This is a genomic window from Streptococcus oralis subsp. dentisani (assembly GCF_002096685.1).
GTDB classification, from domain to species: domain Bacteria; phylum Bacillota; class Bacilli; order Lactobacillales; family Streptococcaceae; genus Streptococcus; species Streptococcus oralis_AD.
The window spans coordinates 308,912-325,721 of the sequence record NZ_NCVA01000041.1; the positions used below are offsets into that span (position 1 = coordinate 308,912).

A 16,810-nucleotide genomic window follows, 5' to 3' on the forward strand; every position below is an offset into this window, starting at 1 on the left:
ACTTCAACTAGCTTATCCAATCTCTGCGATCACTTCAATTTCGACTTTTACATCACGAGGAAGACGTGCAACTTCCACAGCTGAACGAGCTGGAAATTCCTCTTTAAAGGCAGTTTGGTAAACCTCGTTAAAAGGAATAAAGTCATTCATATCGCTCAAGAAGCAAGTGGTTTTGACAACATGGTCAAAGTCTGTTCCTGCTTCTGCCAAAATAGCACTGATGTTTTTCAAAACTTGTTCTGTCTGTTCTTGTATAGTTTCTCCTACAATTTCTCCAGTTTCAGGAGATAGGGGAACTTGACCACTAGCAAATAAAAGATTGCCAACGATTTTTCCTTGAACATATGGTCCTATAGCTTTTGGAGCTTTGTCTGTATGAATTGTTTTTGCCATTTCTTTCCCTCATAATTTTTCTAATATTGCATCCCAAGCCTGATCCATCCCTGCCTTGCTGACAGATGAAAAGAGGATGAAGTCGTCACTTGGGTCAAAGTTTAATTTCTTTTTGATTGCTGATTCGTGCTTGTTCCACTTACCACGAGGAATCTTGTCCGCCTTGGTCGCAACGATGATAACCGGAATCTCATAATACTTAAGAAATTCGTACATCTGCACATCATCTGCTGACGGGTCGTGGCGGAGATCCACTAGACTAACCACTGCACGGAGATTTTCACGAGTCGTTAGGTACTCCTCAATCATGCGGCCCCACTTTTCACGTTCCTTTTTAGAAACGCGGGCATAGCCATAACCTGGTACATCCACAAAACGCATCTTGTCATCAATGTTGAAGAAGTTGAGCAACTGGGTTTTCCCAGGTTTCCCTGATGTACGGGCTAGATTCTTGCGGTTGAGCATGGTGTTGATAAAGCTGGACTTCCCAACATTTGAACGCCCTGCAAGGGCTATCTCTGGCAGGTCATCCTGCGGATAGTGGGACTTGTTGGCTGCACTGAGCAAGATTTCAGCATTGTGTGTATTGATTTCCATAATCACCTCTAGGCTGTTTCTAGGATTGGTTTATCCGTTCCATCAACAGCTTCTTTTGTGATGCGAACCAGTTTCACATTTTCCTGACTCGGTACTTCAAACATAACATCTAGCATTGTCTCTTCGATGATAGAACGAAGACCACGCGCACCAGTTTTGCGTTCGATAGCCTTATTGGCGATTTCTTGAAGGGCTTCGTCGTCAAATTCCAACTCGACATCATCATAAGAAAGCAAGGTTTGGTATTGTTTCACCAAGGCATTTCTTGGTTCTTTCAGGATGCGAACCAAGTCATCGACCGTCAATTGCTCAAGAGCTGCAAAAACAGGCAAGCGTCCAATCAACTCTGGAATAATACCGAATTTTTGAATATCTTCTGCGATGATTTCTTGCATGTAGGAGCTGTTTTCGTCAATCGCTTTGTTGTTTTGTCCAAAGCCAATAACTTTTTCACCCAGACGTTGTTTGACGATTTCTTCGATACCATCAAAGGCACCACCCACGATGAAGAGGATATTTTTAGTATCCACCTGAATCATCTCTTGTTGTGGATGTTTGCGTCCTCCTTGAGGCGGCACGCTAGCGACAGTTCCCTCGATAATCTTGAGAAGAGCTTGTTGCACTCCTTCACCCGAAACGTCACGTGTGATAGACACATTCTCGCTCTTCTTGGCAATTTTGTCAATTTCATCCACATAGATAATCCCGCGTTCTGCACGTTCGATATTAAAGTCAGCAGCCTGCAAGAGTTTGAGTAGGATATTTTCCACGTCCTCACCCACATACCCAGCCTCAGTCAGAGCTGTCGCATCTGCAATAGCGAAAGGCACGTTCAAGCTCTTAGCTAAAGTCTGGGCCAAGAAAGTTTTCCCTGAACCAGTTGGACCAATCATCAGGATATTTGACTTCTGCAAATCCACATCTTCTGACTCTTCACGCGTATCGTGGAAATTGATGCGTTTATAGTGATTGTATACAGCCACTGCCAAGGCACGTTTGGCACGATCCTGACCAATCACATAGTGGTTCAAGATATTGAGGAGTTCAATTGGTTTTGGGACTTCAGACAAGTCTGCTAAAACTTCCTCGGCCAACTCCTCCCGAATGATTTCCTGGGCTAATTCCACACATTCATTACAGATAAAGGCGTTGTTCCCAGCGATTATTTTCTTTACTTCTTCTTGGCTTTTGCCACAAAATGAGCAATAAACCATCATATCATTTTTCCTATTTGTAGGCATGATTTCCTTCCATTCTAATTTATCATTCTATCTAAAATAAGGTCATATAAAAAGCATGGACACTGTTTACCAGATTGGTAAAAGCATTCAACCAGAGTAAGGCGGATAGTCCATAGCGCTTCTTACGAAAAGCCTGTGCTCCAGTCAAAATACAGATTACACACAAAAAAGCTGTAAAAAATCCAAATATACTGCGCTCCATTAGACTTCCTTTCTATCTCGGTATTCGATGGTAAAATCATAGTCGTTTTTCTCATCTCGGGTATAAGATTTGCTTGCGACTGTCTCAAAACGAGACAAGTCAAACTCCTCAGGGAAATAGGTATCTCCCTCCACCTGAGCATGAATCTGTGTCACGATGATTTCATCTAAATAGGGCTCAAAAGCCTGAAAAATCTGTTTTCCACCAATGATATAGAGATTTTTTTCCTGACTCTGATACCAAGTTAAAACAGACTTCACATCTTGAAACACGAGCGCTCCATCCACGACTTCATCACTGTTTCGTGTCAAAATCAAGGTTTGGCGTTTGGGAAGCAGACGACGCCCCATTCCATCAAAGGTCACTCGTCCCATCAGTATAGCATGATTTAAAGTTGTTTCCTTAAAATGTTGCAACTCTGCTGGCAAATGCCAAGGGAGACGATCTTCCTTCCCAATCACCCCTTTTTCATCTTGGGCCCAAATGGCTATGATTTTCTTTGTCATGCTTCCGTCCTTTTTATTGATACTACTATTTTATCAAAATTCTCCCAAAAAGACTGTTTTGAAACGCGCTCAAAAGAGAGAAAAGGAGCAGGCTTCATTTAGCCTGCTCCTCTCGTCCCTAGGACATATATTTTTTTGCTTCAGATTCAATTTTTTCGACCACTTCTTGTATACTTAGTCCAGTTGTGTCAAGGTAAACTGCATCCTCAGCCTGTTTGAGAGGTGAGGTTTCACGATGACTATCCTTGTAATCACGTGCCGCAATCTCTTCTTTCAGCGTTTCCAAGTCAGTCTCAATCCCTTTAGCAATATTTTCCTTGTAACGACGCTCTGCTCTTTCTTCAACAGAGGCTACTAGGAAAATCTTGAGTTCAGCTTGTGGTAAAACAACTGTCCCGATATCACGCCCATCCATGACAATGCCACCTTGCTGGGCAATCTCTTGCTGGAGCGAAACCAGTTTCTCACGCACCTCAGGAATGGCAGCAATGCTTGAAACCTTGTTGGTCACTTCATTTTCACGAATCGGATGAGTAATATCAACATCGCCAACAAAGACAAGTTGCTCACCTGTTTCCGAACGTCCAAAACTAATAGGGTGTTGGTTCAGAAGTTCAAGAAGTTGGTCTACATTTCCTGCATCCAACTGGTGCTTGAGTGCTATATAAGTCGCAGCACGATACATGGCACCTGTATCAAGATAAGTGTAACCAAAATCCTTAGCAATAATCTTTGCGACCGTACTCTTACCACTGGAAGCAGGACCATCAATAGCAATTTGAATTGTCTTCATTTCCGACTCCTATCTAGTCTTGATGACATCACCAGGGTTGGCAAACCAAGTTCCTGATGACATATGAGAAGGATTCAGAGCTTCTAGCTGGGCAATGGAAATCCCTGCACGCTGAGCGAGAGCTGCTTCTCCTTCTCCAGGTTGCACAGTAAGCGTTCCTTCTCCATCTGTGTGTTCTTCAGAACTACTTTCTGAAGGAGTTGATTCTTTCGTTTCTTGAGCTTTACTAGTAGAGGAAGAAGACTCTTCCACTTTAGAGGTTGACGATGGAGCTGAAGAATCATAAAAATCCTTCAAAGCTGCCGTGCGGTTACTTCCTCCAGTAGAAAGGTAAATCAATACGACAACCATCGCTACAACGATTACAAAGAAGAGGCTAGCTAGAATGGTCAAGACACGATTGGCAACAACACCTTTTCCTTTTTGTTTACGGTGACGACGCTCTAATCTTGTTTCTTCTTCTCTATTGTCATAAATATCTTCTTGCCACGGTTCTTTTTCCATACCTTACTCCTTGTATTTTTTTCATTTTCTTATTACAATATAAATATGAAAGTCACACTTATACCTGAACGGTGCATCGCCTGCGGGCTTTGCCAGACCTACTCTGAACTCTTTGATTACCATGATAATGGAATCGTTCGATTTTACGATGATCCAGTTGAATTGCAAAGAGAAATCGCTGAGACCAGCGATGTTCTGGAGGCTATCAAACAGTGCCCTACACGTGCACTTCTCAAAGATCCATCATAGTTTAAAAGGGAGATTGATTTTGTTGATTCTTTTTGTCACTTTAATCCCTTCATCTACTAGTTTAGCATATTTCTAGGTAAAATTATAGTCTTTTCTGGTTATTTTTCCCTTCAAAAATAGAAAGATCACTTTTTTCTTTGACGAGATAGAGTGGTCTTTTTTTGGTTTCCATATAAATCTTACTGATATATTTTCCCAAAATCCCAATGGTCAGGAGTTGAATCCCTCCAAGAAAGAGAATGACAGCCATCAGAGAAGTCCAGCCAGATGTCGGATTCCCCAAGATAAGGGTTCGAAACACCACAAAAACAGTCATCATAAAAGAAATAAAACAAGATAGGAGTCCAGCTACAAAGGCTATACTCAAGGGAAAATCTGAAAAGTTGAGAATCCCTTCAATCGAGTAGAAAAAGAGCTGTCTAAAACTCCAACTGGTCTTGCCAGCCTGTCTTTCGACATTTGGATAGTCTAGGTAGTATGTTCGAAAACCGACCCAGGCAAAGAGGCCCTTAGAAAAACGATTGGACTCGGTCAAGCTTAAAATGGCATCCACCACAGACCTTCTCATCATCCGAAAATCACGAACACCTGATGGCAGGGCTACTGGGCTGATTTTTTGCATGAGGCGGTAAAAGATGTCAGCGCAGAAACTGCGAAAGAAGGGTTCTCCCTCCCGACTAGTTCTCCGTGTCCCAACACAGTCCAAGTCTGCATTTTGGTCTAGTAAGGCTTTCATATCAAGTAGCATACTAGGAGGATCCTGAAGGTCTGCATCCATCACGACCACCAAGTCTCCAGTTGCATGCTGCAAGCCTGCGTATAAGGCTGCCTCTTTCCCAAAATTTCGTGAGAAAGAAATATAATGTACCGCAGGATTTTGCACCCGATAGGCCTTCAAAAGCTCCAAAGTGCCATCGCTTGAACCATCATCCACAAAGACATACTCGATCTCTGCCCCCAATTCTGGAAGGAGTGCTTCAACAGACTGATAAAAAAGAGGAAGTACTTCCTCTTCGTTTAGACATGGGACAATGATTGAAATCATCATCTTAGTCTTCAAATCCATTTGGATGCTTGCTTTGCCAACGCCATGCGTCTTCACACATTTGAGTAATATCGAGTTCGGCTTCCCATCCAAGTTCGGCTTTGGCTTTTGCTGGGTCTGAGTAGCAGGCAGCGATATCACCTGGGCGACGTTCTACGATGCGGTAAGGAATAGGACGTCCCACTGCTTTTTCCATATTTTGGATAATTTCAAGAACGGAGTAACCTTTACCAGTCCCAAGGTTATAAATGTTTAGACCTGAACCTTTTTGAAGTTTTTTCAAAGCTGCAACGTGACCTTTGGCTAGGTCTACAACATGGATATAGTCACGAACACCAGTTCCATCTTCTGTATCGTAATCATCTCCAAATACTTGCACTTGCTCTAGTTTGCCAACTGCTACTTGTGAAACATAAGGCAAGAGATTGTTTGGAATTCCGTTAGGATTTTCTCCCAAGTCTCCACTTTCATGCGCTCCGATTGGGTTAAAGTAACGAAGTAATACCACGTTCCATTCTGAGTCTGCCTTGTAGATATCGGTCAAAATTTCCTCTAGCATGAGCTTGGTACGACCGTACGGGTTGGTCACTGAAAGCGGAAAATCTTCTAAGATTGGAACTGTATGAGGGTCTCCGTAAACTGTCGCAGAAGAACTGAAGATGATGTTCTTACAGTTATTTTCTTCCATGGCTTTTAGAAGGCTGACAGTTCCAGCGATATTGTTGTCATAGTAGGCAAGAGGGATGCGTGTTGATTCGCCAACAGCCTTCAAACCAGCAAAGTGAATGACACCAGTCGGCTCTTCCTGCTTGAAAATATCTCTGAGGGTATCTGTGTCACGGATATCTGCCTCATAAAAAGGAATCTTGACTCCTGTGATTCTTTCAACAACTTCTAAACTTTTACGATTGCTATTGACAAGATTATCCACCACAACGACTTGATGACCTGCTTGGATCAACTCAATAACAGTGTGGGTTCCGATAAAACCAGCTCCACCAGTTACCAAAATCTTTTCTTGCATCTTTTTTCCTCGATTCTCGAATTATTTTTTCTTATTTTACCATTTTTGATAGGGAATGTCATTTGCCATCCTAAACTACCTGCTAAAATTTCAGTAAAATTTTATTCACTTTTTACTCGTTTGACATAGTTTTCAATTGGGTAGTTTACTGGGTCCAAGGTCAACTCCTTGTCTTGGACCAATTGGGCTAGATGGTAACCAATGATAGGACCCGTTGTGAGGCCTGATGAACCTAGACCACTAGCTGCATAGACACCTGCTAAACCAGGTACTTGCCCAAAGAAAGGGGAGAAATCACTAGTGTAGGCACGGATTCCCACACGCTCACCCGATGATTTCGCTTCTGCCAAGGCTGGATAGTGAGGTAAGGCTGCCTCCTCCATTTGTTGGAGCAAGGTGTCATCTACCGTCAAATCAAATCCCATATCATTTTCATGAGTAGCGCCCAAGGACAATTTCCCACCTGCAAAAGGGATCAAATCCCACTCCCCTTCTGGCATGACAACAGGGTATGATTCCAGGTCTTGAGCAAGTTGATAGTCTCGGAGTTGCCCCTTTTGGGGACGAACATCTACCTCATATCCTAAAGGTTCCAAAATGTCCCCCAACCAAGCTCCCGTCGCTAGAATAACCTGATCAAACACCTCTTCGCCAATCTGATAGCCAGATGCTAAAGGTGTCAGACTCACTTTTTCTTTGACCAGCTTGACTTGACTAGCTTCTAGCAAACGAGTCACTAAGAGCTGACCATCTACTCTCGCTCCACCAGAAGCATAGAGCAAGTGGTCAAATCCCTGCAGACCAGGGAATAATTCATTAGCTGAGGCTTGATCCATGATAGCTAACTGGCCTATTAAAGGAGATTCTTCCCTGCGCTGAAGGGCTAGTTCATAGAGTTCTTCCAACTTGGATTCATCCTTTTTCAAGAGAAAGACTCCCGAACGCTGGTAAAAGTCGATCTCCTGACCAGACTTTTCTAAATCAGCCAACAAATCCACATAAAAGTCAGCCCCCAAGCGCGCCATCTTGTACCAAGCTTTATTGCGGCGTTTGGAGAACCAAGGACTGATAATTCCTGCTGCTGCCTTGGTTGCCTGACCCTGACCATGGTCAAAAATAGTTATCTCTAGGTCGCTTTCTTTCGAGAGGTAGTAGGCAGCTGTTGCCCCCACAATCCCTGATCCAATAATGGCAACTTTTTTCATTGTCTTTACTTTCTAACTAGATATGGTGGAAAGGATTGGTCGATGCTTGGCTAGGTATGATATCAATGGTCCAATCCTTTTCTGCCTTCCATTGATTAAGGAGGTCAGCAATTTTTTCGACAAAAAGAATTTCGATATAGTGGCCCGGGTCCAGCGCCAACAAGCCATCAGACAGCATATCCTGAGCTGTATGATAGTAGATATCCCCAGTGATGTAGACATCTGCTCCCTTAGCTAAAGCATCCTTATAGAAAGACTGCCCGCTACCACCACAGATGGCCACTCTTGAAATAGGCGTCTGCAAATCACTCTCTTGATAATGAACCATTCGAAGACTATCTAGACCAAAGACTTGTTTGACATGCTGGGCCAATTCCCCAAATGTCTGAGGCTGAATATTCCCAATCCGCCCAATCCCACGTCCTGGGCCTGTTTCCTGCAGATAGGTCGTGTCCTCAATACCTAGCATCTGGCAGAACCAGTCATTTAACCCATTATCAACGATATCAATATTGGTATGGCTGACATAAACTGCGATGTCATGCTTGATCAGGTCGATGTAAATCTGATTTTGCGGACGGCTGGCTACCAAGTCCTTGATGGGACGAAAGATAGGCGCGTGCTTAACGATAATCAAGTTCACACCCTTTTCAATGGCTTCAGCAACCGTCTCTTCACGAATATCCAGAGCAACCATGACCCTTTGAATATTCTTGTCTAGAGTTCCAATTTGCAGGCCACGACTGTCACCCTCCATTGAAAATTCCTGAGGGCAAAAGCCTTCATACGCGTTAATCACTTCACTTGCTAGCATGGAGAACCTCCTTGATGGCTTGAATTTTATCTGATAAAATTTGACGTTCCTCCAGATTTTTTTCTGGGATTTGGCTAAGGGCAAATTCTAGCTTAGCAGCTTCTTTTTGCCATTTTTGGACAAAGACTTGACTGACTTCTTTGGACAAGAAGGGGCCAAAGCGGACATCACTAGCTGATAGCTTCATTTGTCCCGCTTCCACCACTAGAATTTCATAAAACTTGCCAGCCTCTTCTAGGATGCTTTCTGCTACAATCTGAAATCCGTGGTCTTGTAACCAAATGCGCAAGTCGTCTTCACGATTATTGGGCTGGAGGATCAAACGTTCTACACTCGCAAGTTTATCCAATCCTTCTTCCAATATGGTAGCAATCAAACGGCCACCCATACCAGCAATGGTGATAATAGAAACTTGGTCAGCCTCTTCAAAGGCTGCTAAGCCATTGGCTAAACGGACTTGAATTTTCTCCTTTAGACCGTGAGCCTCAACATTTTTAACCGCAGACTGGTAAGGACCTTTCACCACTTCCCCTGCAATGGCGCTTTTGATTTGGCCTCTCTCAACCAAGTCAATCGGCAGATAAGCATGGTCACTCCCTACATCTAGTAAAATGGCACCTTGTGGCACAAAGGACGCCACCAATTCTAATCTCTTTGAAATCATCTTCTCTCACTTTCCAAAACTCTATTACCTTCTATTATACCATATTTCAGCTAGCAATCTTACACCTAAAAAGACCGCAATCCACAGATTGCGGTCTTTCTTTATTTTTTCGCTTGGTAACGACTGGTTAGAATGAAAATCACCGTAAATACCAGCATCATTGCCCCATAAACAGGCAATGTTTGTCCAGTTAAGGTTGAAATTTCAAGTAACTTTTGAATCATTGGGAAGAGAGCTGTAGCTAGGAAACCTCCTACTGACCAAATAACCAAGAGTACACGCCAGAGAGTAAATGGCATGCAGGCTCTAAATACGGATAAGAAACCAATTGACCCCAAGAGATAATAGAGTAGGGTTGAGATTTCTAACTCAGACCAACCTTGGCTCGCTCCAAATAGTTTCACGAAAAGGACGCTGAACACGACCATGAGTGCGCTTGGTAGAGCGCGAAGCATGGATCTTCTGAGGAAGTTTGGCTCAACAGGTTTGATATTTCGCTCAAAAGTCAGAACGAATGGTGGGAACCCTTCCACGAATTGGTCAATCATGGTAATCTGAATTGGAATGAAGGGGAAAATCAAAATCCACTCAGACCGTCCCAGAAGAACACTGGCGATACAGATGACTGCAAGCAAGAAGGAATAAATCGTCTTAATCAAGAAAATCGGTGCGATGTGGGCGATGTTATTGACCACGCGACGACCTTCAAAGAGAATCTCCGGAACATCATTAAAGTCTGAGTTCAAAAGAACCAGATTGGCAATCTGGCGAGTCGCAGGATCTCCCTCAGCCATTACAATAGAACAATCCGCCTCACGAAGAGCTAGGATGTCATTGACTCCGTCCCCTGTCATAGCCGTTGTATGCCCTGCTTTTTTCAGCGTTTGGATGATGAGTTTCTTTTGATGAGGGGAAACACGTCCGAAAATAGCTGTTTCTTCAGCCATGGCAATCAATTCCTCATCCGTGATTTTTGAACAGTCTACATAGCTGTGATAATCCGCAAAGCCAGCCTTCTGGGCAATGCTGGACACTGTAACTGGATTGTCACCAGAGATAATCTTGAGGCCCACTTCCTGAGAACGGAGATAGTCCAGCGTCTCAGCTGCTCCTTCTCGAATGGGGTCCAAGATCTCCAGCAAGGCTAGAGCCTGAATATCAGATGATTTCTGTGGTTTGTGATGGTCTAATTTTTCCTGACTGAGGGCTAAGACCAAGACTCGTGAACCTCTCTCCAAGGCCTCTCTGGCTTCTGGGACTTCAGAATCCAATAACATCTCAGGCGCACCTAAGAAAACCGTTCCCAAACCTTCTAACTCCATAGCTCCCCACTTGCGGTCGCTTGAGAAGGGAAGATTCGAAAGCATGGGATAGGCTACCTGTCCTTGGAAACGCTGACGAATGGCTTGGGCTGTTGGATTTTTATCCTCACTATGAGCGATGTAGCTGGTTAGAATACTGGCAATAGCCTCGTCACCATAAGTTTCCGTCAGTGGAAGAACCGCCTCCACCTGCATCTTTCCTTGAGTGATGGTTCCCGTCTTGTCCAGACAGAGCATATCCACGCGCGCCAAGGTCTCAACAGAGTACATCTCCTGCACTAAAACCTTTTTCAAGCCCAGCTTGATCACCGCAGTCAAGAGTGAAGTAATGGTCAAAAGGGCAATTCCCTTGGGCAACATTCCCAAAAGGGCTGTTGACGAATTTACAACGGATGACTTGAGGGGTAGGCCTTTTAACATCAAGGCTTCTAGCAGGAGAGCTAGACCAAAGGGAATGATAATCTTCCCAGTAAAACCAGCTAGCTTGTCCAGCGATTTCATGATACGGGAGTTGATGGGTTTCACTGTCTTAGCTTCCAGCATGAGTTTGGAAGCATAGTTTTCTGCCCCGACATGGTGAACTTGAGCCAAAACTGCGCCACTGGCTAGGAAACTCCCTGATAAAAGCAAGGCATCCACTTCCTTTTGTACTAAATCACTCTCCCCCGTTAACATGGCTTCATTGACTTCCGCAAAGCCTTCCAGAACTAGAGCATCACTAGGAATCTGCTCCCCAGCAGACAAACGAATGACATCTCCTAGAACCAACTCTTCTGGATCGAGAGCAACTTCTTGACCCTCACGAATGGTTTTGACTTTTTCCTTTGTCATGAGATTGAGCTTGTCCACCATGTGTTTAGCCCGCAGCTCGGTCACAATCCCAGAAAAAGCGTTAAAGCAGATAACGGCAAAGAAGACCAGATTGCTCCAAGCCTGCACAAAGGCCAGCGCTAGAGCAATAACAAAGTTTAAAGCGTTAAAAAGTGTAAAAACATTTCGTTTAAAGATTTGCCAAGTACTGGTACTGGCTGAAGCGGTAAAGTCATTGACCAAACCTTGAGCCTGTCTTTCCTTGACTTCTCTTTGGGTTAATCCTATAATCTTATTTTTATCCATAAACTCTATCATATCATTTTTTTTAAAAGAATTCTAATCCCATCTAAAACTGTTGGCTGACAACTGAAAAAGTTTGCCAGTAGTCTTTTGATAAGGTATAATAATAAAAGCAATACAATCGAAGGAGATCTCATGTTTTATACTTATTTGCGTGGACTAGTCATGCTGATCTTGTGGTCCATCAATGGCAATGCCCACTATCACAATACTGATAAAATCCCTAATCGAGACGAAAACTATATCCTCGTCGCTCCTCATCGTACTTGGTGGGATCCTGTATATATGGCCTTTGCGACCAAGCCAAAACAGTTCATCTTTATGGCCAAAAAAGAGTTGTTTAACAACCGTATCTTTGGCTGGTGGATCCGTATGTGTGGCGCCTTTCCTATCGACCGAGAAAAACCTAATGCCTCTGCCATCAAGTACCCTATTAACGTCCTCAAAAAAAGCGACCGCTCTCTCATCATGTTTCCAAGTGGGAGCCGTCACTCAAATGATGTCAAGGGTGGAGTTGCCTTGATTGCCAAAATGGCTAAGGTTCGCATCATGCCTGTTACCTATACCGGTCCCATGACCTTGAAAGGCTTGGTTAGCCGTGAACGTGTCGATATGAACTTTGGAAATCCTATCGATATCTCAGACATCAAGAAAATGAATGATGAAGGAATCGAAATGGTTGCAGACCGTATCCAAGCAGAATTCCAACGTTTGGACGAAGAAACCAAGCAATGGCACAATGATAAAAAACCAAATCCACTCTGGTGGTTTATCCGCATCCCTGCCCTCATCCTTGCTGTGATTGTTGGTATCCTAACGATTATCTTTACCTTCATTGCAAGCTTTATCTGGAATCCAGATAAGAAGAGAGAGGCTCTTGGTTAAAAAATACAAATATCCCTTGGCTTTTGCCAAGGGATATTTCTTTTATTCGATTTTCCATTTTTGGGCCAACCAGCTGGAAAAGGCTAGGAATCGTTCAGCCACTTGCTCATGATGCCCATAGGGATCAAAGACAAACTGACCAGTCGGATAGCGTTGCTGAAGACTGGTATGGATCTGCTCAGCATAGACTGGTGCTTGAGCCAAGCGATTGGTATGATGGACTCCTTCTGTTTGACCATTCTGTAAATACAGCAAACAGTCCAAATTTTTCACCTTTTCTTCCCTGCAGTAAGCCACAAAATCAGGATACCAAAAGGAACCGCAGATAGAGAAGATACAGGAGACCTTATCAAAATGGAAAAGACTGTATACTGCCACCAAACCACCTAGTGAGTAACCCCCATAGGCAAGGCGATGTTTGTCCAGGCGATAAAGCGACTGCAACTTATCTAAAAGGCCTCCAAATAAATGATCATGATAGACCTTTGCCTGACCGCCAAAATCTGGAGTCCCCTCTCTCAGAGCAGATGCCTTCCATGGAGTGTAGTCATCTAGGCGATGTTTAGAGGTCAAACCAACTAAAATCACAGATTCTGAAAGTGAAGATAGGAAATCCAAGTTTCCATCATTCAAGAGAATAGCTGGATAAGTTTGGTTGGGATCATAGGTCGAAGGAAGGCTGACCCTAACTTGGATTCCTTCCCAATCAAACTCATTATTTATTGATAAAGTCATTGATTTTCTCAAGGGAATCAATCACTGCTGGACCATAATCCATCAACTCATCGTAAGAAATGGTCATGATTTTTTGATTCTTAATTGCAGGAACATTTTCCAAAACAGCATTTTTCTTCATCAACTCTACTGCGTTGGCATCCAATTTTTTATTGCGGTCGCTAGTCACATAAATAATCAACTCAGGATCCATTGACACGAGATTTTCCAAGGTCAAGCCTGATGTTCCCGTTGCAACGTTGGTATAACCAAGTTGATTCAACAAGCTTTCTTGCAAAGCAGACTTGTAAGCACCAAAGGTTTCGTCATTATAAGCAACCATAATCAAAGCCTTTTTCTTTTCACCTTGGCTTGCTGGGTTTGCTTTCTTAACAGCGTCAATTTTAGCTTGTAATTGGGCTGCGTATTCATTGGCCTTGTCCTGCACATTAAAAATCATTCCAAAATTTTTAACGTCTTCTACGATATTTCCCAAATCTTGCTGAATCGTTGAGAGAGAAGCTTTTTGCGTATAGACTGGGATTTTGTTTTCATTCCAAGTGCTAACTGTTCCCAAGGATTTTTCAGAAAACATCATGTTTCGACCCATCACAGCATCTGGCTCATAAGAAAGGACTGTCTCTTGAGAGACTGTTTTTTTATCCCCAATTTGAGGAATCGTCGCAATCGCGTCCTTGTATTTGTCCGTCACAGCATTGTCAGGGTTGAGCATGCCAGCAATTTTATCCTTCAAGCCTAACTCCAACAAAATTTCAGTGGTTGAAAGATTGTTGGTGATAACTTTTTCAGGTGCCTTGTCAAAGACTTGTTCGACTTCATTTCCCTTAGCGTCATAGGTCTTGACCGTTAACGGATAAGTCGTCTCTGTGCTGGCCTTCTGACTTGTTTCTGTGCTAGACTGTGTGGTAGCTTTTTCTGTAGTAGTATTACCACAAGCTGCCATGGTTAGGGTAGCTACTGTTACCAGTAAAATGCTTAGTGTTTTTTTCATCTTGTTTTCCTTTTCATTCTTATAAATAGTGAATCATGGCTTGCTGATCCTCTGTCCAAGTAACCTGACTTTGAACTCCGTATACAGTTTTCAATGACTCAGGGGTGATGGTCTCCTTTGGAGTCCCTTGGTAAAGGATTTCTCCCTCTTTCATCAGATAGAGATAATCCGAATAGCGACAAGCAAGTTGAATATCATGTAGGACAGCTAGAACATTGACCTTGAGATTTTTCACAATGGCCAACAAGTCTAGCTGATACTTGATATCCAGGTGATTGGTTGGTTCATCCAGGAGCAAGAGAGTTGGTTCTTGCGCCAAGGCGCGGGCTAATAAGACTCGTTGTTTCTCTCCCCCTGAAAGAGACGAATAGAGACGAGTTTTCTTCTCAAGCATATCCACCTTGACGAGAGCATCTTGAACGAGTGCATAATCCCTTTCCCTTTCCTTCTGTAGAAAAGAGAGGTGGGGCGTTCTTCCCAGCAAGACGATTTCCTCAACTGTACAATCAAACTGCAATTGATTAAACTGGGTGACAACTGCCATTTGCTTGGCTGTTTCTTTGAGTGACCAATGCTCCAGTGGCTTTCCATCTAAACTTATCAAGCCTTTGTCCGCCTTTTCCTGACGATAGAGGAGTTTAAGCAGGCTGGTTTTTCCACTTCCATTTGGCCCAAGTATCGTATGAAATTGATGCCCCTCAACCTTAAGAGAAACTCCTTTGAGGATTTTTTTCTCTCCTAGTCCAAAGTGGATATCCTGACAAATCAAGTCCATATCAGACCCTCACCTCCCTTCGCCTACCACCAACAATATAGATAAAGAAGGGAGCACCTACCAAGGCTGTGAAAATACCAATTGGCAACTCGGCATTTGGAATGACGACACGAGAGAGTACATCTGCCCAGACGACAAAGAGGGCACCCAGTAAGGTCGCAACGGGAAAAAGTCTCCTGTAATTCGTTCCTACTAAACCTCGAGCTAAGTGAGGAGTAATTAGACCAACAAATCCAATAATCCCACAAGTTGCTACTAAGACTGCTGTCAGCACAGCTACCATGGTCACATAAAGATACCAATAAAAGCGTAAGGGAATCCCTAAAGTTAAAGCAGCCTCATCTCCCATCATCATCGCATTAAAAACACGATACTGAGTAGAGAAAAATAGAAAGGCCATTCCTACTACTATAGTTGGCAGGACCAAGTCTGCCCAGGTAGTCCCAGCAAGCGAGCCCATGGTCCAAAACTTAATGGTCATCACACTGTCAGCATTAGCACCAACTGAGATAATAAAGTTGGAAAATGCCAGAAAAAGGGCATTGACCACCGTTCCTGATAAGATTAGACTGGAAGTTGTCATCCTGCCCTGCATAGAGGCAATGATGAGGACAGCAATTGTTGCCAAAATAGCTCCAAGAAAAGCTCCAAGGCTAATCATCACTTTTAAGCCAAGAATGATGCTCAAAGTTGCCCCTAGAGTTGCACCCGCAGAGATTCCTAAGACATAGGGCTCAGCAATAGGATTATTCACTGTAGACTGCATCACGCTACCACACATAGAAAGTCCAGCCCCTACTATCAGACCTAACAATACTCGGGGGAATCTCATGTTCCATACAATAGCAAGAGTAGACTTGGAAACCTCTCCTATCTCAAGAGGAATCCCCAATCTGCTCAAAATAATCCGATAGGTATCTCCTAGATCAATCGCAACAGACCCCATAGAAACAGCTAGAAAGAGGGAAATTCCTAAAACACTTAGCAAAATAACCAAAAACAACACAAATTGCAGGTCCCGTCGGCTTCCAGAAAATTTGGAAAGCATGCAAACCTCCTTTGATAGAATCTTAAAAATTTAGAAAATTCTCATGAAAAGTATACCATATTTCTACTAGATGAACAAGGATGGAAATATATATAGAAAAAGCTCTCTGAATCCAGAGAGCTAATTTGAGCCTGGGCTATAATCCTAGTGAAAAAGATGAAACTCCTTGTGTTCATCAAACACTGTGTCGTTTCCCTATTTTCATACGGATTTTTGGCGCCCTTAGCATCATGATTCTTGCTGGATAAACCGTTTATAAACTAGGCGACGAGGCGAAGATTGTACGAAAATTTTAGTGAAACAAAAAATCTCCCCGAAAGGAGATGATCTGGTTTATTTTACCTTACAGTGCTAGGAACCGTAACCGAAGATTATACTTGAGTATATCGAGGTAAGGTGACAACGCAATGTAAGTGGAAAATAAAGCAGATTAACGACGAAGTCCTAGAGAGTTGATCAACTCACGGTAACGGTTAACGTCGTTTTTACGCAAGTATGCAAGCAAGTTACGACGGCGACCGATTTTCTTCATCAATCCACGGTAAGTAGCGTGGTCTTTTTTGTGTTGTTTGATGTGTTCGTTAAGGTGGTTGATTTCCCAAGTAAGGACAGCAACTTGAACCTCTACTGAACCTGTATCACCTTCGTGACGTGCATATTGTGCGATGATTTCATTTTTTTTCTCTTTTGAGATTGCCATGATG

General features: G+C 43.2%; 19 protein-coding genes. 2 read left to right on the forward strand and 17 right to left on the reverse strand.

What is annotated here, in order from left to right; all coding sequences use genetic code 11:
• Positions 1-12 precede the first annotated feature (12 nt).
• The 6 genes from B7705_RS08210 to B7705_RS08240 all read right to left on the reverse strand — a co-directional run bounded on the left by B7705_RS08210 (position 13) and on the right by B7705_RS08240 (position 4,236).
• Positions 13-393 (reverse strand): RidA family protein, encoded by a 381-nt coding sequence (locus B7705_RS08210; RefSeq protein ID WP_084948926.1) that lies wholly within the window; start codon positions 391-393, stop codon positions 13-15.
• A gap of 9 nt (positions 394-402) precedes the next feature.
• A complete protein-coding gene (gene yihA / locus B7705_RS08215) occupies positions 403-990 on the reverse strand; it encodes a ribosome biogenesis GTP-binding protein YihA/YsxC (RefSeq protein ID WP_000405196.1) in 588 nt (195 codons plus the stop codon).
• A gap of 8 nt (positions 991-998) precedes the next feature.
• A complete protein-coding gene (clpX, locus tag B7705_RS08220) occupies positions 999-2,231 on the reverse strand; it encodes an ATP-dependent Clp protease ATP-binding subunit ClpX (RefSeq protein ID WP_004240351.1) in 1,233 nt (410 codons plus the stop codon).
• Between the two features lie 201 nt (positions 2,232-2,432).
• Entirely contained in the window at positions 2,433-2,939 is a 507-nt protein-coding gene (locus B7705_RS08230; RefSeq protein ID WP_061417163.1) for a dihydrofolate reductase, read from the reverse strand.
• Between the two features lie 118 nt (positions 2,940-3,057).
• Complete coding sequence (gene cmk / locus B7705_RS08235) at positions 3,058-3,732, reverse strand: (d)CMP kinase (protein WP_000849393.1); 675 nt, start codon at positions 3,730-3,732, stop codon at positions 3,058-3,060.
• Positions 3,733-3,741: 9 nt separating this feature from the next.
• Positions 3,742-4,236, reverse strand: coding sequence for an SAG1386/EF1546 family surface-associated protein (locus B7705_RS08240; protein WP_084926089.1), 495 nt, complete (start codon positions 4,234-4,236; stop codon positions 3,742-3,744).
• 45 nt (positions 4,237-4,281) lie between these two features.
• On the opposite strand from B7705_RS08240, the gene B7705_RS08245 reads away from it, so the two are divergent.
• Positions 4,282-4,485, forward strand: coding sequence for a ferredoxin (locus B7705_RS08245; protein ID WP_162284888.1), 204 nt, complete (start codon positions 4,282-4,284; stop codon positions 4,483-4,485).
• Positions 4,486-4,567: 82 nt separating this feature from the next.
• Here B7705_RS08245 and B7705_RS08250 read toward each other — a convergent pair whose 3' ends face one another.
• The 6 genes from B7705_RS08250 to B7705_RS08275 form a co-directional block, all read right to left on the reverse strand.
• Positions 4,568-5,551 carry a glycosyltransferase family 2 protein gene (locus B7705_RS08250; protein ID WP_162284889.1) on the reverse strand — a complete coding sequence of 328 codons (984 nt, stop codon included), beginning with the start codon at positions 5,549-5,551 and terminating at the stop codon, positions 4,568-4,570.
• Entirely contained in the window at positions 5,535-6,554 is a 1,020-nt protein-coding gene (gene galE, locus B7705_RS08255) for a UDP-glucose 4-epimerase GalE (protein WP_049520446.1), read from the reverse strand. The genes B7705_RS08250 and galE overlap by 17 nt, the downstream gene beginning before the upstream one ends.
• Before the next feature lie 101 nt (positions 6,555-6,655).
• Positions 6,656-7,759, reverse strand: a complete 1,104-nt coding sequence (locus B7705_RS08260; protein WP_084948929.1) for an NAD(P)/FAD-dependent oxidoreductase — start codon at positions 7,757-7,759, stop codon at positions 6,656-6,658.
• A 16-nt stretch (positions 7,760-7,775) separates the two neighbouring features.
• On the reverse strand, positions 7,776-8,573 hold the full coding sequence (locus B7705_RS08265) for a Nif3-like dinuclear metal center hexameric protein (protein WP_084948930.1): 798 nt from the start codon (positions 8,571-8,573) through the stop codon (positions 7,776-7,778).
• Positions 8,560-9,237: a tRNA (adenine(22)-N(1))-methyltransferase gene (locus tag B7705_RS08270; protein WP_084948932.1), complete on the reverse strand. Its 678-nt coding sequence runs from the start codon at positions 9,235-9,237 to the stop codon at positions 8,560-8,562. Before B7705_RS08270 ends, B7705_RS08265 begins: the two co-directional genes overlap by 14 nt.
• 101 nt (positions 9,238-9,338) lie before the next feature.
• Entirely contained in the window at positions 9,339-11,675 is a 2,337-nt protein-coding gene (locus tag B7705_RS08275; protein ID WP_084948934.1) for a cation-translocating P-type ATPase, read from the reverse strand.
• Positions 11,676-11,807: 132 nt separating this feature from the next.
• On the opposite strand from B7705_RS08275, the gene B7705_RS08280 reads away from it, so the two are divergent.
• Positions 11,808-12,557 carry a lysophospholipid acyltransferase family protein gene (locus B7705_RS08280; RefSeq protein ID WP_084948935.1) on the forward strand — a complete coding sequence of 250 codons (750 nt, stop codon included), beginning with the start codon at positions 11,808-11,810 and terminating at the stop codon, positions 12,555-12,557.
• Between the two features lie 42 nt (positions 12,558-12,599).
• Here the strand turns inward: B7705_RS08280 and B7705_RS08285 are convergent, their stop codons facing one another.
• The 5 genes from B7705_RS08285 to rpsO form a co-directional block, all read right to left on the reverse strand.
• Complete coding sequence (locus B7705_RS08285; RefSeq protein WP_084948937.1) at positions 12,600-13,292, reverse strand: alpha/beta hydrolase-fold protein; 693 nt, start codon at positions 13,290-13,292, stop codon at positions 12,600-12,602.
• Entirely contained in the window at positions 13,273-14,283 is a 1,011-nt protein-coding gene (locus B7705_RS08290; protein WP_084948939.1) for an ABC transporter substrate-binding protein, read from the reverse strand. The genes B7705_RS08285 and B7705_RS08290 overlap by 20 nt, the downstream gene beginning before the upstream one ends.
• A gap of 19 nt (positions 14,284-14,302) precedes the next feature.
• On the reverse strand, positions 14,303-15,058 hold the full coding sequence (locus B7705_RS08295) for an ABC transporter ATP-binding protein (RefSeq protein ID WP_084948941.1): 756 nt from the start codon (positions 15,056-15,058) through the stop codon (positions 14,303-14,305).
• Between the two features lies 1 nt (position 15,059).
• Positions 15,060-16,106: a FecCD family ABC transporter permease gene (locus B7705_RS08300; RefSeq protein ID WP_084948942.1), complete on the reverse strand. Its 1,047-nt coding sequence runs from the start codon at positions 16,104-16,106 to the stop codon at positions 15,060-15,062.
• A gap of 430 nt (positions 16,107-16,536) precedes the next feature.
• Positions 16,537-16,806: a 30S ribosomal protein S15 gene (gene rpsO, locus B7705_RS08305; RefSeq protein WP_001018251.1), complete on the reverse strand. Its 270-nt coding sequence runs from the start codon at positions 16,804-16,806 to the stop codon at positions 16,537-16,539.
• Positions 16,807-16,810 lie beyond the last annotated feature (4 nt).